We start from the raw sequence: 20116 nt of genomic DNA on the forward strand, positions 1-20116 counted from the left end.
TCCTCCTTGATACGCCTGTATCAGTTGATACAACTGTATCATCACCAGTGGAAGGGGGCGCAGATGCCTGAGGAGGAACGCCGCGCGCAGATCCTGGACGCCGTGGAACGGCTGCTGGGCCAGGGCGGTCTGGAGGCCGTGACCATGCGGGAGGTCGCCACCCAGGCGGGGGTGTCGCTCCGGCTGGTCCAGTACTACGGGAAAAGCAAGGACGAACTCCTGACCGCGGCCCTGGAGCGGTTGGCCGAGAAGAGCGTCCGGCGGTGGCACGCCAGAAGCGAGGAGCAGACACGGGGCGGATCGGCGCTCTCCCGGATCAGGGCGTTTCTGGCCGAGGCGCTGCCCACCGACGAGGCGAGCCGCTCGTTCCACCGCGTCGGCGTCTCGCTGGAGCTGCTGACGATCACCCGGCCGAGCGCGGCCGCGGACGCCTACCGGGCCCACCTCGGCGCCCTGGCCGACCACCTCGCCGGAATCCTGCGCACGGATCCGCGGATGGGCGCCGAGGACGCGCGACGGCTCGCGTCGGAGGCCATGGCCCTCGCGCACGGCGTGGGGTCCCTCCTGATGGCCGACCAGATCACCCGTGCGGCGGCCGAAGCACTGCTCGACGGCTACGTCGACCGCCTGCGGACCGAGATCGCGCACTGAGCCGCGCGGGAACCGTTCCCCGCGTTCCCGCCCAGCCCCGCCCCTCCCCGCTCCCCCGTCCGATGTGACGAACCGGCCACTCCCCTGTGCACCCGTCCCACCGGCGCGAGAATTAACATAGGTAACCTATGCAAATGGGGACACGACCACACCCGGCCGCGCCGCCCACGGAGAGGACCGACGAACAGGAGTCACGCATCATGGTGATGGAGACCGACGACGCCCAACGCACCGGAACCGGCGGGCACCACGGTGGTCCGCCCACGGGTTCCCTGCTCAGGCAGCCCCGCGCCGTGTGGGCGGTGGCCTTCGCCAGCGTGATCGCGTTCATGGGCATCGGCCTGGTCGACCCGATCCTGCCCGCGATCTCCGCCAGTCTCGACGCCACGCGGACCCAGACCTCGCTGCTGTTCACCAGCTACCTGCTGGTCACCGGCCTGGCCATGCTCGTCACCAGCTGGGTGTCCAGCCGGATCGGCGCCAAGCGGACCCTGCTCATCGGGCTGGCCCTGATCGTGGTGTTCGCGGCGGCGGCCGGGGCGAGCGGCAGCGTGGAGTCGGTCATCGGGTTCCGCGCGGGCTGGGGCCTGGGCAACGCCTTCTTCATCTCCACCGCGCTGGCCACCATCGTCGGCGCGGCCGGCGGCGGGTCCTCCGCGGCGATCATCCTCTACGAGGCGGCGCTCGGCCTCGGTATCGCCTGCGGTCCGCTCATGGGCGGCCTGCTCGGCAGCGTCAGTTGGCGCGGCCCCTTCTTCGGCACCGCCGCGCTGATGGCGGTCGGCTTCGTCACCATCGCCGTCCTGCTCCGCGGCGACAGCGTGCCGAGGACCGCGCCGGTCGCGCTCTCGGCACCGTTCACGGCGCTGCGCGAACGCGGGCTGCTGGTGCTGGCGCTCATCGCGCTCTTCTACAACATCGGGTTCTTCGTGCTGCTGGCCTACACGCCCTTCCCGCTGGGCCTGGACGAGATGGGGCTGGGCCTGGTCTTCTTCGGCTGGGGCCTCGCGCTGGCCGCCACCTCGGTCCTGGTGGCGCCGTGGCTGACCCGCCGGTGGCCGCGCACCCGCCTGCTGTGGACCACCCTGCTCCTACTGGCCGCCGACCTCGTCGGCGCCGGCGCCCTGATCGACTCCACGGTGGGGCTGATCACCTGCGTCGTCGTGGGCGGACTGCTGCTGGGCGTACTCAACACCGTGCTCACCGAGTGCGTGATGGAGGTCAGCGACCTGCCCCACGCGGTGGCGTCCTCGTCCTACTCCGCGATCCGCTTCCTCGGCGGTGCCCTCGCACCCCCGGCGGCCTCCCTGCTGGCCGCCGCCCTCGCCCCCGGTGCCCCGCTCTACGCCGCGGCCGCCTCGGTGACGCTCGCCGCCGGGATCGCGGTCCTCGGCCGCCGTGCGCTGCGCCGGGTGGACGGCGGGCCCGAGCCGCTCGGCGTGGAGGCCCGGGCCATCGCCGTGGGCGACGGCTGAAGGGTCACCTCGGGCGGGGCGTGCGCGTCCTCAGTGATGGGACCACATCACCACCCGCGCGGCGTCGAAGTCCAGCTCGGCCAGGTCGTCGCGCCGGATGATCCAGAAGGGGCACCCGGTGAAGCCGGAATCGTCCCGCATCTCGTACCGCGCCTGGGCCAGGAGCACCCACCCGCCCCTCTCGTCGTCCGGTGAGGCACCCATGATCGGCGGGTCCTGCGGCGAGTAGGCGTACCCGCCGAGGAGCAGGTCGATCTTCCAGAAGCCCTCGCGGTCATCGCTGTCTTCGAGTTCGTGCTCCTCGTAGACCCGGCGCGCCTCGTCGTCCACCACGACGGCGTCGTCGCCGGCCGTCGGCAGACTCCAGACGGTCCGGGCGTACAGGGGCCGGGGATCGGTGTACTCGGCGTCCCCGTCGGGAGTGCGTTCGGCCGTGACGGCGGCGGCCGGGACGTACACCACGCGGCCGATATCCTCCAGGATCTCGTCCGAGTCGCTGTTGTTGGCGAAGAACAGCAGGTTCCCGTCACTCGGCAGCGGGAGGTCGAGCCCGCCCTGTGGAAGGGCCGCGCAGTCCACCGACGCGATGAGGTCCGCGCCGTCGTCGTCCCCGGCGCCGGGCGGCAGCGGGGGGAGTCCCCCGTACCGTCCGGCGAGCACACCGCCGCCCTCGCTCGTCGCGCTGAACTCGATCTGGGGGCGGGCGAGGCGGAGAGCCAGATCGATGGCGTGCTCGGGGACGCCGTCCTTGCGAGCAGCATCACGGTAGGCCTGAAAACTGTCCATGCCGGACATAATGCCGCCCTCCGACGACGTTCGCCGCCAAGGTCCGCCGCGTGGGTTCGTCGCGTGGGTTCGCCGCCGACCGGTCCCGGTGGGGACCGGTCGGCGGCTCCGAACACTCGGGTCACTGGAACCCGGTGGGAAGGGTCATCAGGTCGATGCCCCACATCAGCGGCAGCGCGAAGAGCACCCCCACGACCACCAGCACGAGCGCCATGATGTTCAGCCAGAACCCGGTTCGGACCATCTCCATGATCGTGAGCCTTCCGGTGCCGAACATGATCGCGTTCGGCGGGGTGCCCACCGGCAGCATGAAGGCGCAGTTCGCGACCATCGCGCAGGGCACCATCAGCGCGTACGGGTGCACGTCCAGGGAGACGGCGAACGCCGCGATGACCGGGAGGATCATCGTCGCCGTCGCCGCGTTCGAGGTGATCTCCGTCAGGAACAGCACGAGCGCGGTGGCGATGATGATGGTCAGGATGATGTTGACCCCGTCGAGCACGCGCAACTGGTCGCCGATCCAGGCGGAGAGGCCGGTGTCGACGAATCCCGCGGCGACGGCCAGCCCGCCGCCGAACAGCAGCAGGATGCCCCAGGGGATCTTCTTGGAGTCCTCCCACTGGAGGATCCGCTTCTCCTCGCTCCTGCGGGTCGGCAGCGTGAACAGCACCACCGTCGCCACGACCGCGATCAACCCGTCGCTGATACCGGGAAGCACGCCTTCCCAGATGAACGAGCGGGTCACCCACATGAACGCCACGCCGAGGAACACGGCGAGGACCGCCTTCTCCTCGGTGGACATCCGGCCGAGTGACCTGCGCTCCTCCCGGATGATCTCCGCGCCGCCCGGAAGGTGCTTGAAGCGCACCTTGAACCTGACGCCGGTCAGGTAGAACCAGGCGAAGGCCAGGAGGAGGACGGCGATCGGAACACCGAACATCATCCACTGGGCGAACGAGATGCTCCCACCGAAGAGCTCCCCGACCGTCGCCGAGAGGATGGCGAGCGGAGGCGTCCCGATCAGCGTTCCGAGACCGCCGATGGTGGCGGCGTACCCGATGCCGAAGACGATGGACTTCTCGAACTTCGGCAGGTCGTCGGCGTACTCCCCGTCCCGCAGCGAACGGGAGGCCTGGTAGACCACGGCCAGCCCGACGGGGATCATCATCATCGTGGCGGCGGTGTTGGACACCCACATCGACAGGAAGCCCGCCGCGACCATGAAGCCGAGTACGAGGCGGCGCGGACTCGTGCCGATCATCGCGACGATCGCCAGGGCGATGCGCTGGTGCAGGTTCCACTTCTCCATCGCGATCGCAAGCGAGAACCCGCCGAGGAACAGGAAGATGATGTCGTTGCCGTACGCCGAGACGACGGCGTCGCCCTCCAACGCGCCCGTGAGCGGGAAGAGCACGATGGGGAGCAGGGACGTGACCGGGATGGGGATCGCCTCGGTGATCCACCAGGTCGCGATCCAGAGAGTGGCGGCGAGCACCGCCCGTCCCCCCGCCGAGAGCCCTTCGGGTTCGAAGAACAGGAACGTGAGCACGAACAGCAGCGGGCCGAGGATCAGACCTGTGACGCGCGCGGGCGTGTAGCCGGGGCCGGGCGTACCGGACGGCCCGGTCGCTTCCGGACCCTTCGGATCGGGCGAGGCCGCGGCGGTACCGCTCGCGCCGCCGTCGTTGGCCGCGACCGGTTCCTTTCGCCGCTCGCCACGGAACGTGGAGAAGGTCAGTAGCTCTTTGATCGCTCGGTGCTGCGCCCACAGGTTCGCCCAGAGGGGGCGCAGGGAGTGCAGGGGGCGTGGGTAGGGGGTCGCCATCGCTCTTCCTTTAATGGTCTTCTGCTCGGATCAGGTGTGCAGGCCGCGCAGGACGCCGTGGAACGCCGCCTTGCCCTCGAGCCCGATGCCCGGCCGTTCACCCGGTGCCACCCGGCCCTTGGAGATCACCGCGTCGTCGGTGAAGCCGCCCGTGGGCTGAAACTCTCCGGGGTAGGACTCGTTGCCGCCGAGTTTGAGGGCCGCGGCGATGTGCAGCGAGAACTGGTGTCCGCCGTGCGGGATGCAGCGGCGGGAGGACCACCCGTGCTGGGCGAGCATGTCGAGGACGCGGCGGTACTCGGTCAGCCCGTAGCTCAGGGCCGGGTCCACCTGGACGAAGTCGCGGTCCGGGCGCATGCCGCCGTAGCGGATCAGGTTCCGGGCATCCTGCAGCGAGAACAGGTTCTCGCCGGTGGCGATGGGGTTGCGGTAGTGCTCCGAGAGCGTCGCGTTGAGGCCGTAGTCCAGCGGGTCGCCGACCTCCTCGTACCAGAAGAGGCCGTACTGATCGATGGCCCGGCCGTAGTCCAGCGCCGTCCGCAGGTCGAACCTGCCGTTGACGTCCACCATCAGTCGCGAGCCGTCGCCGTCCAGGACGTCGATGACCGCCTCGATGCGTCGGAGGTCCTCGGCCAGGTCGGAGCCGCCGATCTTCATCTTGACGATCTCGTAGCCGGCGTCGAGGAAGCCCCGCATCTCGTCCTGCAGGTCCGCCACGGTCTTGCCGGGCGCGTAGTAGCCGCCGGCGGCGTAGACGAAGACGTCGGCGTCCGGGTCGCCGTCACCGTAGTGGTCGGAGATCCACCGGTACAGCGGCACGCCCGCGGCCTTGGCGGCGAGGTCGTGCAGCGCCATGTCCACGACGCCGACGGCGACGGAGCGTTCACCGTGTCCGCCGGGCTTCTCGTTGCGCATCATGACGTCCCACGCCCGTGCGGGTGAGAGTTCGCCGTTCTCGTCGAGGAGGTCCTCCGCCGCGGCGTTGCGCAGCCGCGGCAGGATCCGCTCGTTCAGGATGGCCGTGGCGTTGTACCGGCCGTTGGAGTTGAAGCCGTAGCCCACCAGCGGCCTGCCGTCGACCACGACGTCGCTGACCAGGGCCAGGATCGTGCAGTCCATCCCGCTGAAGTCGATGTAGGCGTTGCGCATCGACGAGCTGATCGGGATGGTGCCGGCGTGGGCGGAAACGATGTTCATGGTCTTCCTGTCGTCGTCAAAGGCTTATAAGTCTCTTATAAGTTATGCGGGAGCCTATACTCGTCGCGAGGGGGCCACAAGCCCGTGAGCGAGGATTCTGTGAGAGAGGCCACGATGACCGGCGCGAACGTCTTCTCCAGCAAGGGCGGGCTCGCCTACTCCGAGCTGCGACGCCGCATCACCTCCGGCGAGCTCACCCCCGGGTCCCGCCTGTCGCAGTACGAGCTGGCTGAGGAGATGGGCATGAGCATCACTCCCCTGCGGGAGGCGATCCGACGGCTGGCCAGCGAGGACTGGGTCGTGGTGGACGCCCACCGGGACGTTCGCGTGGCACCCATGAGCGCCACCGAGGCACGCGACCTGCTGGAGGCCCGGTACTCACTGGAACCCTCCGCCACAGAGCTCGCCGCGCGACGCCGGACCGAGCGGGAGATCGCCGCGATGCGGGCGGCGGCCGACCGACTCCTGCCGGTCACCCGCACCTGGGGCGAGGAGGCCATCACGGCGCACCGGGCCTTCCACCGGGCCATCTACGCGGCCTCGCACAACAGCGTGATGATCCGGCTCCTGGACGACCTGTGGGACAAGGCCGACCGGTACCGGTTGATCGGCTTGGAACTGCCCGCGGGCGCCGAACCGCGCACGATCGACCTGAACGAGCACCACCGGATCCTGGACCTCGTCATCAGCGGCGACGGTGCCGCCGCGGCCGAACTGGTGCGCTCACATGTCCGGCACAGCCTCGGCGCCATGGTCACGAACGCCCTCGAGGACCTGGAACGCGGATACTCCCCCGTGGCCGACCCCTCGGCATGACGCCCAGGAGTCGCCCGACCGGTGGAGTGACCTCCAGTTCCTCCTCCACCTCCGATAACGGCGGGCCCCACGTATGACCCCCGGTCGGCTCCGGGCGGGCCGCAGACGGTCGTCGGCGGGTACGTCCAGGACCCACACGTGGCCGTAGTCGACTTCGGTGCACCCGAAGTCGACGTTGGCGACGCGTACCCGCGCCGGGCCGGCCTCCACGATCCGCACGCTCACCGGCTCGTCCCGCTCGGGCAGGGTGAGCAGCCAGCGGTCGGCCAGGTACGACAGCCCGGCCGAGTCCAGCGCTGCGCGGGCGTCGTCCGCGTCACCGGGCTCGGCCAGCGCGTGGCCGATGAGCGTGACGGGCACGCACAGCCCGTCCTCGGCGGGTGCGAGGTAGCCGAGGATCTCACCGTCCTCGTCGCGGTGATGGGGCTCCCAGTGGGCGGGGATCATGGCGTCGACTCCTGTCGGATACGGGGCCGCCTTCTGCACGGCGGCCGTCCGCCGACTCTAGGTCGCGGCCGGGTGGTGCCCGCAACCGGTTTTCCCGCTGCGGAACAGCGCTCCCGGCGGTCGGAGGGGCGGGGGTGCATCCCGGCGGGGGCGTCCGCCTATCCTCGAAGGGTGAGTAGCACGCTCGACACCGACGAGCCGGTGGCCTGGGCCGCGCGGATCCGGACGGTCCTCGGGGCCGGGCCCGTGGTCGTCCTGACCGGGGCCGGCGTGTCCACCGACTCCGGCATCCCCGACTACCGGGGGCCGGACTCCCCGCCGCGCACACCGATGACGTACCAGCAGTTCACCGGGGACGCCGCCTTCCGGCGCCACTACTGGGCGCGCAACCACGTGGGCTGGCACCACGTGCACCGCACGCTCCCCAACGACGGGCACCGCGCGCTGGCCGACCTGGAACGGGCGGGGGTGGTGGGCGGCGTCATCACCCAGAACGTCGACACCCTGCACGGCGCGGCGGGCAGCAGGCGCGTCATCGACCTGCACGGCCGCTACGACCGCGTGGCGTGCCTGTCCTGCCCTGAGCGGATCTCCCGGTCCCGCCTGCACGAACGCCTGACCCTGCTGAACCCCGGCTTCACCGACCGGGTCGCCGACGTGGAGGTCGCTCCCGACGCCGACGCCGTCCTGGCCTCGACGGAGGGCTTCCGGGTGGCCGACTGCGCGTCGTGCGGCGGTGTGCTCAAGCCCGACATCGTCTACTTCGGCGAGAACGTGCCCAAGCCGCGCGTGCTGGAGGCCTACCGCATGGTCGACGACGCGGACGCCCTGCTCGTGGCCGGTTCCTCGTTGACCGTGCTGTCGGGGCGCCGGTTCGTCAAGCGCGCGGCCGAGCAGGGCAAGCCGGTGGTGATCGTCAACCGGGGCGCGACCCGCGCCGACCACCTCGCGGCGCTGACCGTCGACGCGGGCTGCACACAGGTCCTGCGGGCCCTGGCCGAGTCCTACGCCCGCTGACCCGGCTCGCGGGCCCCCCGGCCCCGCTGGCCCCAGCCCCGACCCCACCCCGATCAGATCGCCTCGCGTCGTTGCAGGTAGACGAACGACCCCCAGCCCGGCAGGACCGGGAACCAGAAGGTCAGCAGCCGGAACAGCAGCACCGCGGGCAGCGCGACCGCCGCCGACACCCCCGCCACGGCGGTCAGACCACCGATGAGCGCGGCCTCCACCGCTCCCAGACCGCCGGGCGTGGGCGCGGCCGAGCCGATCGCGTTGCCCGCCAGGAACACCACCGCCACCGCCACCAGGCTCACCTGTGTGCCGGGGTCGGTGAAGGCCAGCACGGAGAAGTGCAGGCAGAGGATGAACGCCACCGTCAGCAGCAGCGTGCCTCCCAGGCCCAGCGCCAGGCCGGTCGGGCGCTGGAGGGTGTCCATCAGCCGCGGCAGCACACCCCGCAGGTAGGGGCGCAGGCGCTCGGCGAAGGCCCGGCGCAGGCGCGGCACCAGGAAGACCACGGCGACCGCGGCCGTGCCGACGATGCTGATCACCACGACCGTGGGCGAGGGCGTGAACCCCGTCCAGTACGAGGTGCCGGTCAGGTAGGCGCACACGAGCAGCAGCGGGACGTGGACCATGAACCCGACCAGCTGGGACAGCCCGACCGCCGACAGGGCCAGGGAGGTGGGCGCACCGGCCTTGATGGCGAAGCGGGCGTTGATGGCGATCGCGCCCAGTCCCGCCGGCGCGGCGATGCGCACGAACGAGGCGGCGTACTGCAGGGCGACCGTGCGCCACCACGGCAGGGGCACGGGCACGAAGCCGATGAGGATCATGGCCGCTCCGACCATGCACATCGTGGCCATGATCAGGGCGGCGGCCGCCCACACCGGGTCGGCCTCACCGATGGTCGTCAGGTCCACGCCGGCCAGCTGGTAGGCCAGGATCAGGCCGACGACGGTGGCGGCGATGACGCTGACGACGGTGCGCGGCCGCATCCGCTCCAGGCGGGCGGGGGACGCGGGGGCCTCCGGGGCGATCCGGGCGATCCGGTCGCCCACCTCCGACAGCAGCCGGCGGTCGCGGCGCAGACCGCGACGGGTCCGGGAGGGCAGTCCGGCGGGCTGGAGGAAGGGCAGGATCGCGGCGGTGGCCGCCACGCCCAGGGCGCGCACGGCGGAGTCGACGGCCCGTTCGGCACCCACTCGCATGGCCAGGAGCGTGACCAGGGCGGCGTTGTCCAGGGACGCCTTGAGCGCGGGCGCGGCCACCGCGCCGCGGTCGACTCCGGTCAGGACGACGTGGTGGGGATCGTCGCGCAGGACGCCGACCGTGGCGCCGGTGAGGTTGCCGTGTGCGAGGCGGCGGCGGTGCAGCGCCCCCAGGTCCCGCCACACCAGGTCGATGAGGTCGTCGGTGACCTCGTCGTCGTCCAGGGCGTCGAGGGTACGGGTGTCGGGCAGTTCGCGGGCCACGATCACCGTGCCGGGGCCGACCTCCCCGATCGCCAGGACGCGCGGGACCGTGATGCCCGCCTCGCGGGCACTGAAGCTCATCAGCGCGGCGTGCTCGGCCCGGCGGCGGACCCCGTAGAGCATGCGGGGCGCGACCGGCCCCCGCAGCAGGAGCAGGTCGCGCAGCCGGCGCCAGAACCCGGCGGTGTTCTCGGAGCTGAGCAGTGACAGCTCCGCCCGGGTGCCGTCGCGGAGGTCGGCGAGGTAGCGGGGGTTGCCCTCCTCGTCGGCGCCCGCGCCGGTGATGGCGGTGGTGGTCAGCCCGAAGCGGTGGAGTTCGGCGTGCATGCGCGCGTCGACCGGTTCCAGCGGCTGGGCCCCGACCGCGTAGCGGGCCAGGGCGGCGCAGACGATGCCGACCAGCACGGTCAGCAGGAGGGCGGGCGCGCTGCTCACGCCCGCGAGCAGGGCGCACAGGGCGCTCGCGGCGGTGCCGTACCAGAGCAGTGAGCGCACGCGGGGCATGCCGGTGGGCATGGTGAGCCCGAAGGCGATGGCGGCGGCCACGTAGCCGAGGGTGGCGTTGGTGAAGACTTCGGCGGGCACCCCGTTGAGGGCGTCGCCGGGCACGTCCGGCACGGGCGAGGGGTCCCGGCCGACCAGGCTGCTCAGGGCCGCGTTGATGAGGGAGGCCAGGGCGTAGGCCGCGACAGCGCCGGTCATGGCCCGGGCGAGGCCGCGCAGGTCGCCGTCGATGAGGGTGCGCAGGACGGTGTAGGAGGCCAGGACGAGGAGCAGGAGGTTGGCGGCCACCGCCACCAGGAGGAGCAGTCCGGTGGGCAGCAGGGCGCTCAGCAGTGCCGGGCCGAGCATCTGGTCGCCGTCGGTCACCACACGTACGGCGAGGAGGATCGCCGCGACCGCGACCAGGCCCGCGGTCCCGACGAGGAGGTCGACGGGTCTGCGCGGGGTCTTCGTGGTGCGGGGGCCCGGGGCGGGCGCCTGCGGGTCGGTTCGGGTCGTCACGCTCCCAGAGTGCCCGACCCGCGGTGCGCCCGGAGTGAGGACCAGGGGCGTTTCGTCCGTTATGCACGGTTTGGGACAGCAGTGTGACCACCCCGTGGCCGAGGCAGGGCTCGTTCGGGGCGGGCGTCCCATCGGACGCCCGCCCGGTGCCTCACTCGGGGAGCGGCAGCACTCCGCGCCGGTAAGCGGCGACGAGGTTGCGGGGGACGCGGTACTCGCGCCCGCCGACGTGGAGGGTGACCAGGTCGGGGGTCCTGGCCTTCCACTGGGAGCGGCGGGTGCGGGTGTTGGACCGCGACATCTTGCGTTTGGGTACGGCCATCGGCCCTGTCCTTGTCGTTCTGGTGGTGTCGTCGCGGCGACCGGCGCGCACGCCGGCACCGCCGCGCGGCGGGGCGCCGGCACGGTGGCACGGCCACCCGCCGGGACGCCCGCGGGGCGGAACGGGAATGCGGTGGGGCGGCGCCCCACCGCGTACGGTCAGCGCTTGCGCTGGTAGCGGCGCTGGAAGCGCTCCACCCGGCCGGCGGTGTCCACCACGCGGGCGGTACCGGTGTAGAAGGGATGGCTGGCGCTGGAGATCTCCACGTCGATGACGGGGTAGGTCCGGCCGTCGGTCCACTCCACGGTCTTCTCGCTGGTGGCGGTGGACCGGGTGAGGAACGCGAAGTCGGCCGCGCGGTCGCGGAAGACGATCGGCCGGTAGTCGGGGTGGATGCCGGGCTTCATGGATGCCTCCTGGTGGCGGGTCAGCGTTCCTCGCGGAACTCGACGTGGCGGCGGGCCCTGGGGTCGTACTTCTTGAGGACGAGCCGGTCGGGCGTGTTGCGCCGGTTCTTGCGGGTCACGTAGGTGTAGCCGGTTCCGGCGGTGGACTTGAGCTTGATGATGGGGCGGACCTCGTTGCGCGCCATGGGTGCCTCCTCTGGGGTCGCAGACAGTACAAGTCAATGATAACCGTTTTCATTCCCGCCTCGGACGACACTCGAAGCCGGGGCACAATGTCCGCCTTTGACTACACAGTGTGATGAAATCTCCTTCGACCGCGTCCGGTCCCGGACCGGACGCGGCACCGCCCAGGCGAGGAGAGACATGGCGCACCACGACCACGACCCCGCGCACCCCACCCGGCGCCGGGCCCTGCTCACCACCGCCGGACTCGGCGCCCTGGGGGCAGGCGCCCTCGCCGGCGGCCCACCCGCCCTCGCCGCCCGGCTCGCCGCCCCCGTCGCCGATCCGCTCGGCGGCTCCCGCCTCTCCTTCGCCCCGGTCCCGGTCACCCGCGACGACGAGGTCACCGTCCCCGAGGGCTACACCCTCCGCGTCCTGGCGCCCTGGGGCGCCCCGATCGGTCCGCGCAGCCCGCGCTGGCGGCCCGACGCCTCCGACACCGCCACCGCGGCCGTGCGCCAGGTCGGCACCGGGCACGGCGGCGTGCAGTACGTGCCGCTGAGCCCCGGCCACGACGGGAACCGGCGCGGCCTGCTGGTCCTGAGCCACGCCACCGCCGACCCCGTGCTCCTGCACGCCGACGGGGGCGAGTCCCCGACCGCCGCGCGCACCGCCAAGGAGATCGCCTCGCTCGGCGTCACCGTGCTGCGGATCGAACTGAGCGACGGGCGCTGGCGGGTGCGGGCCGACGGGCTCAACCGCCGCCTGACCCCCGCCTCGCCCGTCGCCTTCTCCGGCCCCCTGGACGGGCACTCCGCACTGGACACCGGGGCCGAGGCCCTCGGCGTCCTCGGCGGCTTCGCCCACGCCGCCACCCCCTGGGGCACCTTCCTGACCGGGGAGGACACCATCGCGGACGCCTTCGGTACCGACGACCGCCGGTGGCGGCCCACACCCGGCCAGCAGCGCTACGGCCTGAGCGCCGACGCCTTCGCCTACGGCTGGCACGCCCACCAGCCGCGCTTCGACCTCGCGGAGACGCCCGACGAGGTCCACCGCTTCGGCTGGGCCGTGGAGGTCGACCCCTTCGCCCCGGACGCCGCCCCCGTCAAGCGCACCGCCCTCGGGCGCCTGGCCGCCCGCGGAGCCGAGGTGACCGAGTCGCGTGGGCACGCGGTGGTCTACCTCAGCGACGACGCGCACCTGTACAAGTTCGTCACCGCCCGCCCCTGGCGCGACATGCGCGACGCCACCACCAGCCCGCTCGACGAGGGGACCCTCCACGCGGCCCGGCTGGACGCCGAGGGAACCGGTGTCTGGATCCCGCTCGTCCACGGCCGCGAGGGCCTGCGCTCCGCGTTCCGGGACCAGGCCGACGTCCTGTTGCGGGCCCGCGAGGCCGCTGACGCCGTGGGCGCCACCACGCTGCGCCGCCCGGGCCGGCCCGCCGTGCACCCCGTGACCGGCACGGTCTACTGCCCCGAGAGCGGAGGGCCGGACGGGGGCCGGGTGCTGGCCTGGACCGAGGGCGCCGGCGACCACGGGGCGGCCGTGATGAGCTGGCGGGAGTTCGTCCGCCCCGGCCAGGGCACGGACGCCGCCGGATCGGCGTTCGGCGCACCGGGGGGCGTGCACTGCGGTGTCGACGGCCGGCTCTGGATCACCACCGACGTGGGCGCCGTGGCCGACCGGGACCGCCGCGTCCAGCTGGGCAACAGCGCCCTGCTCTGTGCCGACCCCGAGACGGGCGAGGTCCGCCGCTTCCTCACCGGGCCGCCCGGATGCGCCATCTCGGGCGTGAGCTCCACCCCCGACCAGGGCACCCTGTTCGTCACCGTGCACGGGCCCGGCTCGGCCGGTCCGGGCGAGGGCGGGCCCACGGCGGACGACCCCCGGGCGGTGAGCAACTGGCCCGGTTTCGACCCGCGGGGGCGCCCCCGCTCCGCCGTGGTCGTGGTCAGCCGCCGCGACGGCGGCCGCGTCGGCACCTGAGGGCCGATCCGCACTCCACCCCACCCGCCCCACGAGCGCCGGGGCCCGCGCACGGAATCGACCGGCACGGGCCCCGTGCCACACTCCGCGAACACACGCGTCCCTCCGACCCCATCCGCGTGGAGCCCTTCATCGACCACCCCGGCCTGGGACTGGTCCGGGGAGGACGCGCAGGACCGAGGTCCGCGCATGACGAACGCCGGCGGCGACCACGGATGGTCGCCGCCGGCGTTCGCGTCCGGCCGGAGGACGGTCCGGCCGGTGGGAGGGGTCAGGCGACCCGGGCGCGCTTGGCCGCCTCGCGTTCGGCGCGGTGGCGGCGGGCCTCGTCCGGATCCAGCAACGGCGCCGCCGTCAACAGCTGACGCGTGTACTCGCTGCTCGGCGAGGTGTACACACTGTCGCTGTCACCCATCTCCACGATCTCGCCCTTCCTCATCACCGCGACCCGGTCCGAGACCTGGCGCACCACCGCCAGATCATGGGCCACGAAGATGTAGGTCAACCCGAAGTCGTCCTGCAACTCCGAGAGCAACCGCAACACCTGGTCCTGCGTCGACACGTCCAACGCCGAGACCGGCTCGTCACAGATGATCAGCTTCGGCTTCAGGATCAGCGCCCGCGCGATCGCGATCCGCTGGCGCTGACCACCGGAGAACGCGTGCGGGAACCGGTTGTAGTGACCCGGCTCCAACCCCACCCGCTCCAGCAGCTCCTGCACCCGCGCACGCACCTTCTTGCCGTCGCGCTCGCCCTGCACCTTCAACGCGGTCCCGATCGCATCCCCCACCGTCACCCGCGGGTTCAACGACGAGTACGGGTTCTGGAACACCATCTGCACGTCCCGGCGCAGCGGGCGCAGCTCACGGTCGGACAGGTGCGTGATGTCGCGGCCCTCGAACTCCACCCGGCCCCGGGTGGGCTCCAGCAACCGCATGATCATCCGCGACAGCGTCGACTTGCCCGACCCCGACTCGCCCACCACGCCCAGCGTCTCGCCCTGGCGCAGCTCGAACGAGACACCCTTGACCGCCCAGAAGTCCGTCGAACGACCCCACAGCCCGCCGCGCACCTTGAACCGCTGCGCCACATCCTCCACCCGCAGCAGAGGGGTGTCACCGGAGGAGGAGCCGCCGGGCGTGAAGGCCTGGAAGTCGGCGGGGGCGGTGGGGGTGCTGCCGGCCTTGGTGTCGCGCTCGGCACGGTCGGCGCGGTCGCTGGCGCGGCGCTGGGCGCGGGAGACCTCCACGCGGGGTACCGCGTCCAACAAAGCTTGCGTGTAGGGGTGCTCCGGAGCGGACAGCACCGTGCGCACGTCCCCGCGCTCCACCGCCACGCCCTTGCGCATCACCACGACCTCGTCCACCGACCCCGCCACCACCGCCAGGTCGTGCGAGACCAGGATCAAACCCATGCCCAGGTCGCGGCGCAGCTCGTCCAACAGGTCCAGCACCTGGGCCTGCACCGTCACGTCCAGCGCCGTGGTCGGCTCATCGGCCAGCAGCACCTTGGGATCGCACATCAGACCCATCGCGATCACCACCCGCTGGCGCATACCGCCGGAGAACTCGTGCGGGTAGGAGTTGATCCGCTTGGCCGGCTCGGGGATCCCGACCCGCTCCAGCGACTCCACCGCCCTGGCGTGCGCCTGCGCCTTGGTGGCCTTGGGGTGGTGGATGCGGTAGGCCTCCACCAGCTGGTTGCCGATCGTGTACTGCGGGTGCAGCGACTGCATCGGGTCCTGGAAGACCATCGCGATGTCGTTGCCGCGCATCCGGCGCAGCTCCTTGTCCGAGGCCGTGACCACGTTCTTGCCCACGACCTCGATCGCGCCGGTGATCCTGGCCCGGCTGCCGCGGTGCAGGCCCATCAGCGCCAGCGACGTCACGCTCTTGCCCGAGCCCGACTCGCCCACGATCCCCAGGGCGCCGCCCGCGGGCACCTCGAAGGACAACCCGTTCACGGCATGGACGTCGCCGTCCATCGTCGGGAACGTCACCCGCAGGTCGTCCACGCGGACGACGGGCTCGGTCGAGACCATGTCAGATTCCTTTGATAGTGCTGCGCCGAAGGCGTCCATAGGCGGGAAGTGTGCGGCCGGAGGCCGTCGTTCGAAGGCTGGTGGCGGGCGGCTGGAGGGCAGTGCCCTCGGGCCGGCCGCCGTCGCGTGCTAGCTCGCGATCCGCACCCGCGGGTCGACGATCGGGTAGAGGAGGTCGACGATCAGGTTGCAGAGCACGATGAAGAACGCGCCCATCAGCGTCACGCCGATGATCACCGGCAGGTCCTTGGAGACGATGGCGTCGATCGCGTACTTGCCGATGCCGTTCAGCGAGAACGTCGTCTCGGTCAGGATGGCGCCGCCCAGGACCAGGCCGATGTCCAGGCCGAAGATCGTCACGATGGGAGTGAGCGTCGGGCGCAGCGCGTGCTTGAGGATGACCCGGCGCTCGCTGAGGCCCTTGGCCCGTGCGGTACGGATGTAGTCCTCGCCCAGCGTCTCCAGCATGCCCGCGCGGGTCTGCCGGGCGTACTGCGCGGCGTGCAGGAAGGCCAGGGTCACCCAGGGCAGGAACATGACCTGGAACCAGCCGATGGGGTCCTCGCCGAGGGGCACGTAGCGCGGAACCGGGAAGAGGTTCCAGGAGTGCACCAGGAAGGCCAGGGACATCAGACCGGTGAAGTAGATCGGCAGGGACACGCCGACCAGGGCCAGGGACATGGCGATCCGGTCGAAGACGCTGCCCTTCTTGACGGCCGACAGGACGCCGACCGCGACACCGCCGACGACCCACATGACCGCCGCGCCGGCGGCCAGGGACATCGTGACCGGGAGCCGGTTGAGGATCTGCTCCAGGACAGGGGTGTTCGTGGTGAAGGAGTAGCCCAGGCACGGAGCCGCGCACTCCACGGTCTCGCGGCCGAAGGTGAACTCGGCGCCGAAGAGCAGGTCCTTGACGAAGTTGTAGAACTGGACGGCGACCGGCTGGTCCAGGCCGAGCCGCTCCACCGTGGCCTCGAGCGCCTCCGGGGTGGGCGCCTTGCCCACGTACATGGCGGCCATGCCCTGCGGGGTCACGCCAGCCCACTTGGGCAGGACGAAGAAGATCCAGAAGGTCACCATCGTCACGATGGCGAGCAGCAGCACGCCCGCGCCCAGGCGGCGAAGAATGTAAGTCAGCATCGCGGTCGGCGGCGGGGGTGTCCACGGGGCCGTGGATCCCCCGCCGCCTTCACCTGCCTTGTCGTACTAGTTCGGAACGTGGCCGGTGGGACTAACCGCGGTCGACGCCCAGGGCCATGAAGTCGTACATGGCGTAGCCGGGCTGGAAGTAGACGTTGGTCAGCTCGTTGGAGCGGTAGTACATCTGGCGGTCGAAGACCACGGGGAGGATGGCGGCCTGCTCCATCACCAGCGTGTCGATCTGGTTGTAGATCGAGGCACGCTCCTCCGGGTCCTCGGTCCGCATGGACTCCTCCCAGAGCTCGTTGATCTCCGGGTCGTCGATCTCGGCGGTGTTGTAGTTGCCGGTCTCGGTGATCGCCGCACCGTCGGTGATCGGCTGGGCGAAGCCGTAACCGGTGGCCCAGTCGGGGATCCAGCCGGAGACGCTCATGCCGATGTTGTTCTCACGGACGAAGTCCTGGGAACCGGCGTACTGACCGAAGAAGTCACCGGCCGGGTAGGTCTCGATGGTGGTCTCGATACCGACGCGGCTCAGGGCCTCCTGCAGCGCCTGGGCGGTCTGCACGTCCTTGTCGCGGCCCTCGCGGGCGGCGATGACGGTCTCGAAGCCGTCCGGCTCGCCGCACTCCTCGAGCTTGGCCTCCGCGGACTCCAGGTCGCCCTTGTTGTCCTCGGAGGGGTACAGGTCGCTCTCCGGGTCGGAACCGGGCAGGGCCGGCGGCAGCAGGTTGGTGGCGATGTCGCCGCCCAGCTCGCCGCCCCAGGCACGGTGCATGCTGTCGCGGTTGGCCGCGTACATGATCGCCTGGCGGCAGGCCACGTCCTCGATCACGGGCGTGTGGATGTTCACGTAGCGCAGCGCGCCCGAGTACAGGTTGTCCATGTTGGGACGCGCGTCCGCGTCGTCAGCCAGGCGGCTGTGCATGGCCGGGCCCACACCGGTGCCGCCCAGGTCGACGTCGATGTCGCCGTTGACCAGGCGCTCGTCGACCTCGTCCTGGCTGATGCCGAGGGTGACCTCGATGTTGTCGGGCAGCGCGCTGCGGAGCGTGTCGGTCTCGGGGTCCCAGTGCTCGTTGCGCTCCAGCTTCAGGCCCACGCCCGGCTCGTAGTCGCCGTCGAACTTGTAGGGGCCCGAGGAGAGGACGTGCTGCTGGTAGAGCTCACCGCGGTCCGCGTCGACCGGCACGGGGGCCGTCTGCGGCATGATCAGGATGTTGGGGAACTCCGAGAAGCTCTCCTTGAGCTTGAAGACCAGGGTGTGGTCGTCCGGGGTCTCGATGGCGTCGAACTCGCCGAGCGGGTCCGAGGACTCGAAGACGTTGAACTCCGGGTCGGCGTCGAGCTTCTGGGCGAAGTAGCTCGGGCCGTTGGCCAGCGTGCCGCCGTTGAAGTCACCGCGGATGATGCCGTACTTGATGTCCTGGGCGGTGATCTCGGAGCCGTCCTCGTACTTGAGGCCCTCCTGGATCTGCACGGTCCACTCGGTGAAGTCCTCGTTCGGCTCGGGCATGCCCGCGGCCGTGTCCGGGACCAGGTCGGTGGCGTTCTCGCCCGGCTCGTTGTTGTAGGAGAGCAGGGTGCGCGCGTAGTAGCGCGAGAAGTTCCAACTGAAGCCGTAGTAGGTGTTGCCGGGGTCGACGGAGTCCCAGTCCTGCGCCATGGCGTAGCGCAGGGTGCCGCCGGTGGCGTCCGAGGCGTTGACGATCTCCGTCTCCGCGAGGTTGTAGCCGGCGCCGTCGGCGCTGCCGCCGCCGGAGCTCTCGCCGCCGCCGCAGGCGGACAGGAAGATGGATGCCGCCGCGCCGAGCGCGACGAAGCCGAGGGTGCGTTTCCTCAAGGGAGTACCTCTCTACCGAACCTGATGGGGATGAGCGGACCCGCGGGTCGATCCACGTCCGTTCGGGGATGGGCGAACGCCCCGCCCCGCGCCGACGTGGGTCAGTCCGAGGTCTTGGGGTCGAAGGCGTCGCGGAGGCCGTCACCGAAGAGGTTGAAGGCCAGCACGGTGATGAAGATGGCGAGGCCGGGGTAGACGATGAAGTAGGGACCGTTCTCGTAGAAGTCGATCGCCTCGGACAGCATCTTTCCCCAGCTCGGAGTGGGCGGGTTGATGCCCACGCCCAGGAAGCTCAGCGCCGCCTCGAACAGGATGTTGGTCGGGATGAGCAGCGTGGAGTACACGATGATCGGCGTGACCAGGTTGGGGAGGATCTCCTTGACCAGGATGTGCCGGTTGCTGGCGCCCAGGCTGCGGGCCGCCTCGACGAACTCGCGCTCACGCAGGGAGAGCGTCTGTCCGCGGACGATGCGGGCGATGTAGGGCCAGTTGAAGAACCCGATGATGAAGACGATGATGCCGACGCGCAGCCCGTTGCCGGTCAGGCCCAGGACACCGTCGGGGATGACGCCCACGAGCGCGATGGCGAAGAGCATCAGCGGGAAGGCCAGGAAGATGTCCATGGCCCGGCTGATCAGGGTGTCGACCCAGCCGCCCTTGTACCCGGCGATGATGCCGAGGACCGTGCCGATGACCACGCACAGCAGGGTGGACAGGAAGGCGACCAGGAGCGAGATCTGCGCGCCGTAGAGCAGGCGGCTGAACAGGTCACGGCCGGTGGTGGGTTCGAGCCCGAGCCAGTGGTCGGCGCTGATGCCGCCCCACGGGTCGGTGATCGCGAAGCCCTCCGCGTCGGTGGGGTTCTCCGGGTCCTTGAAGGGCAGCCGGGTCCCCGCGTCGATGAGGTCCTGGTGGTACTCGGTGGGCGGGTAGCCGAACCACTTGACCAGCAGCGGCGCGAGGGCCGCGGCCAGGATGAGCAGGACGACGACCACGCCGGAGACCATGGCGACCTTGTCGCGCCGCAGCCGCTGCCAGGCGATCTGGCGCAGTGACCGGTTGTCCGAGTCACCGTGCTCGCTCGCGGGCTTCGCGCCGGAGTCCTCGACGTCGCTCGCGGGCGGGTCCGCCGACTCGGGGGCATGCGAGGGCGCACTCATCAGGCCACCACTCTCCACTCATACGCTTCGGCCGAGATGGAGGGCGGGAACCCGCACGTGCGCCCTGGAGGGCATGCCCCAGTGGGGCCTCACGGAGGGAGCCTGCCGGGTCTCGGCGCTGGCTGGCATAGGCGTCAGGTCGGCGAGGGCGGAAAGGTGGTCCGCCGCCGCCGGTTCCGGCTGGGCGGTGTACCCGATCTCACCCTGAGGTGTTGGGCACATCCCGCCGCCTGAACGCCCGGGCTGTTACACAGCGACCAACCTACTCGCGGATTGGCCACCTATCGTCCAATTTCCGGCCATGTAGCTAAATCGTGACAAAGTATGGCAAAAAACTCATAAGACGCCAAGCACCGCAAACTTCGTATTC

Annotated in this window: 17 protein-coding genes; 5 read left to right on the plus strand and 12 right to left on the minus strand. The window is 71.1% G+C overall.

Annotation, left to right across the window (positions count from 1 at the left end; genetic code table 11):
• Positions 1–63 precede the first annotated feature (63 nt).
• The gene (locus HNR10_RS03215; protein WP_179820718.1) at positions 64–651 is read left to right on the plus strand and encodes a TetR/AcrR family transcriptional regulator; all 588 of its coding nucleotides are present in this window, start codon (positions 64–66) and stop codon (positions 649–651) included.
• Between the two features lie 206 nt (positions 652–857).
• Positions 858–2126, plus strand: a complete 1269-nt coding sequence (locus HNR10_RS03220) for an MFS transporter (RefSeq protein ID WP_376769786.1) — start codon at positions 858–860, stop codon at positions 2124–2126.
• Positions 2127–2156: 30 nt separating this feature from the next.
• On the opposite strand, the gene HNR10_RS03225 is transcribed toward HNR10_RS03220, so the two are convergent.
• From HNR10_RS03225 to HNR10_RS03235, 3 genes are all read right to left on the minus strand, one after another.
• The gene (locus HNR10_RS03225) at positions 2157–2912 is read right to left on the minus strand and encodes a DUF1963 domain-containing protein (protein ID WP_312889089.1); all 756 of its coding nucleotides are present in this window, start codon (positions 2910–2912) and stop codon (positions 2157–2159) included.
• A gap of 121 nt (positions 2913–3033) precedes the next feature.
• The gene (locus tag HNR10_RS03230) at positions 3034–4737 is read right to left on the minus strand and encodes an SLC13 family permease (RefSeq protein ID WP_179820721.1); all 1704 of its coding nucleotides are present in this window, start codon (positions 4735–4737) and stop codon (positions 3034–3036) included.
• 30 nt (positions 4738–4767) lie between these two features.
• Entirely contained in the window at positions 4768–5934 is a 1167-nt protein-coding gene (locus HNR10_RS03235; protein WP_179820723.1) for an enolase C-terminal domain-like protein, read from the minus strand.
• Between the two features lie 114 nt (positions 5935–6048).
• Here HNR10_RS03235 and HNR10_RS03240 point away from each other — a divergent pair, with 114 nt between their 5' ends.
• Positions 6049–6750, plus strand: a complete 702-nt coding sequence (locus HNR10_RS03240) for a GntR family transcriptional regulator (protein ID WP_179820725.1) — start codon at positions 6049–6051, stop codon at positions 6748–6750.
• Here HNR10_RS03240 and HNR10_RS03245 read toward each other — a convergent pair.
• Complete coding sequence (locus tag HNR10_RS03245; RefSeq protein ID WP_246406028.1) at positions 6658–7197, minus strand: hypothetical protein; 540 nt, start codon at positions 7195–7197, stop codon at positions 6658–6660. The two genes, HNR10_RS03240 and HNR10_RS03245, sit on opposite strands and share 93 nt — an antisense overlap.
• Positions 7198–7368: 171 nt before the next feature.
• Between HNR10_RS03245 and HNR10_RS03250 the strand changes: the two genes are divergently transcribed.
• A complete protein-coding gene (locus HNR10_RS03250; RefSeq protein ID WP_179820727.1) occupies positions 7369–8214 on the plus strand; it encodes an NAD-dependent protein deacetylase in 846 nt (281 codons plus the stop codon).
• Between the two features lie 53 nt (positions 8215–8267).
• Here HNR10_RS03250 and HNR10_RS03255 read toward each other — a convergent pair whose 3' ends face one another.
• The 4 genes from HNR10_RS03255 to rpmG all read right to left on the minus strand — a co-directional run bounded on the left by HNR10_RS03255 (position 8268) and on the right by rpmG (position 11590).
• On the minus strand, positions 8268–10676 hold the full coding sequence (locus HNR10_RS03255; protein ID WP_312889091.1) for a lysylphosphatidylglycerol synthase transmembrane domain-containing protein: 2409 nt from the start codon (positions 10674–10676) through the stop codon (positions 8268–8270).
• 151 nt (positions 10677–10827) lie between these two features.
• Positions 10828–10998 (minus strand): 50S ribosomal protein L32, encoded by a 171-nt coding sequence (gene rpmF / locus HNR10_RS03260; protein ID WP_179820731.1) that lies wholly within the window; start codon positions 10996–10998, stop codon positions 10828–10830.
• Between the two features lie 158 nt (positions 10999–11156).
• Positions 11157–11405: a type B 50S ribosomal protein L31 gene (locus tag HNR10_RS03265; RefSeq protein WP_053616565.1), complete on the minus strand. Its 249-nt coding sequence runs from the start codon at positions 11403–11405 to the stop codon at positions 11157–11159.
• A gap of 20 nt (positions 11406–11425) precedes the next feature.
• Complete coding sequence (gene rpmG, locus HNR10_RS03270; RefSeq protein ID WP_053616566.1) at positions 11426–11590, minus strand: 50S ribosomal protein L33; 165 nt, start codon at positions 11588–11590, stop codon at positions 11426–11428.
• A 178-nt stretch (positions 11591–11768) separates the two neighbouring features.
• Between rpmG and HNR10_RS03275 the strand changes: the two genes are divergently transcribed.
• Positions 11769–13559 (plus strand): PhoX family protein, encoded by a 1791-nt coding sequence (locus HNR10_RS03275; RefSeq protein WP_179820732.1) that lies wholly within the window; start codon positions 11769–11771, stop codon positions 13557–13559.
• A gap of 271 nt (positions 13560–13830) precedes the next feature.
• Here the strand turns inward: HNR10_RS03275 and HNR10_RS03280 are convergent, their stop codons facing one another.
• The 4 genes from HNR10_RS03280 to HNR10_RS03295 all read right to left on the minus strand — a co-directional run bounded on the left by HNR10_RS03280 (position 13831) and on the right by HNR10_RS03295 (position 19746).
• Positions 13831–15600: an ABC transporter ATP-binding protein gene (locus tag HNR10_RS03280; protein WP_179820734.1), complete on the minus strand. Its 1770-nt coding sequence runs from the start codon at positions 15598–15600 to the stop codon at positions 13831–13833.
• A 129-nt stretch (positions 15601–15729) separates the two neighbouring features.
• A complete protein-coding gene (locus HNR10_RS03285; protein ID WP_179820735.1) occupies positions 15730–16743 on the minus strand; it encodes an ABC transporter permease in 1014 nt (337 codons plus the stop codon).
• A gap of 91 nt (positions 16744–16834) precedes the next feature.
• Complete coding sequence (locus HNR10_RS03290) at positions 16835–18586, minus strand: ABC transporter substrate-binding protein (RefSeq protein ID WP_179820737.1); 1752 nt, start codon at positions 18584–18586, stop codon at positions 16835–16837.
• Positions 18587–18687: 101 nt separating this feature from the next.
• Positions 18688–19746 (minus strand): ABC transporter permease, encoded by a 1059-nt coding sequence (locus tag HNR10_RS03295; RefSeq protein ID WP_179820738.1) that lies wholly within the window; start codon positions 19744–19746, stop codon positions 18688–18690.
• Between the last annotated feature and the right edge of the window lie 370 nt (positions 19747–20116).

Source organism: Nocardiopsis aegyptia, from assembly GCF_013410755.1.
In the GTDB taxonomy this organism is placed as follows: domain Bacteria; phylum Actinomycetota; class Actinomycetes; order Streptosporangiales; family Streptosporangiaceae; genus Nocardiopsis; species Nocardiopsis aegyptia.

Coding starts and splice junctions, on each gene's coding strand:
- HNR10_RS03215 (WP_179820718.1), top strand. CDS start 64: ATGCCTGAGGAGGAACGCCGCGCGCAGATCCTGGACGCCGTGGAACGG.
- HNR10_RS03220 (WP_376769786.1), top strand. CDS start 858: ATGGAGACCGACGACGCCCAACGCACCGGAACCGGCGGGCACCACGGT.
- HNR10_RS03225 (WP_312889089.1), bottom strand. CDS start 2,912: ATGGACAGTTTTCAGGCCTACCGTGATGCTGCTCGCAAGGACGGCGTC.
- HNR10_RS03230 (WP_179820721.1), bottom strand. CDS start 4,737: ATGGCGACCCCCTACCCACGCCCCCTGCACTCCCTGCGCCCCCTCTGG.
- HNR10_RS03235 (WP_179820723.1), bottom strand. CDS start 5,934: ATGAACATCGTTTCCGCCCACGCCGGCACCATCCCGATCAGCTCGTCG.
- HNR10_RS03240 (WP_179820725.1), top strand. CDS start 6,049: ATGACCGGCGCGAACGTCTTCTCCAGCAAGGGCGGGCTCGCCTACTCC.
- HNR10_RS03245 (WP_246406028.1), bottom strand. CDS start 7,197: ATGATCCCCGCCCACTGGGAGCCCCATCACCGCGACGAGGACGGTGAG.
- rpmF (WP_179820731.1), bottom strand. CDS start 10,998: ATGGCCGTACCCAAACGCAAGATGTCGCGGTCCAACACCCGCACCCGC.
- HNR10_RS03265 (WP_053616565.1), bottom strand. CDS start 11,405: ATGAAGCCCGGCATCCACCCCGACTACCGGCCGATCGTCTTCCGCGAC.
- rpmG (WP_053616566.1), bottom strand. CDS start 11,590: ATGGCGCGCAACGAGGTCCGCCCCATCATCAAGCTCAAGTCCACCGCC.
- HNR10_RS03275 (WP_179820732.1), top strand. CDS start 11,769: ATGGCGCACCACGACCACGACCCCGCGCACCCCACCCGGCGCCGGGCC.
- HNR10_RS03280 (WP_179820734.1), bottom strand. CDS start 15,600: ATGGTCTCGACCGAGCCCGTCGTCCGCGTGGACGACCTGCGGGTGACG.
- HNR10_RS03285 (WP_179820735.1), bottom strand. CDS start 16,743: ATGCTGACTTACATTCTTCGCCGCCTGGGCGCGGGCGTGCTGCTGCTC.
- HNR10_RS03295 (WP_179820738.1), bottom strand. CDS start 19,746: ATGAGTGCGCCCTCGCATGCCCCCGAGTCGGCGGACCCGCCCGCGAGC.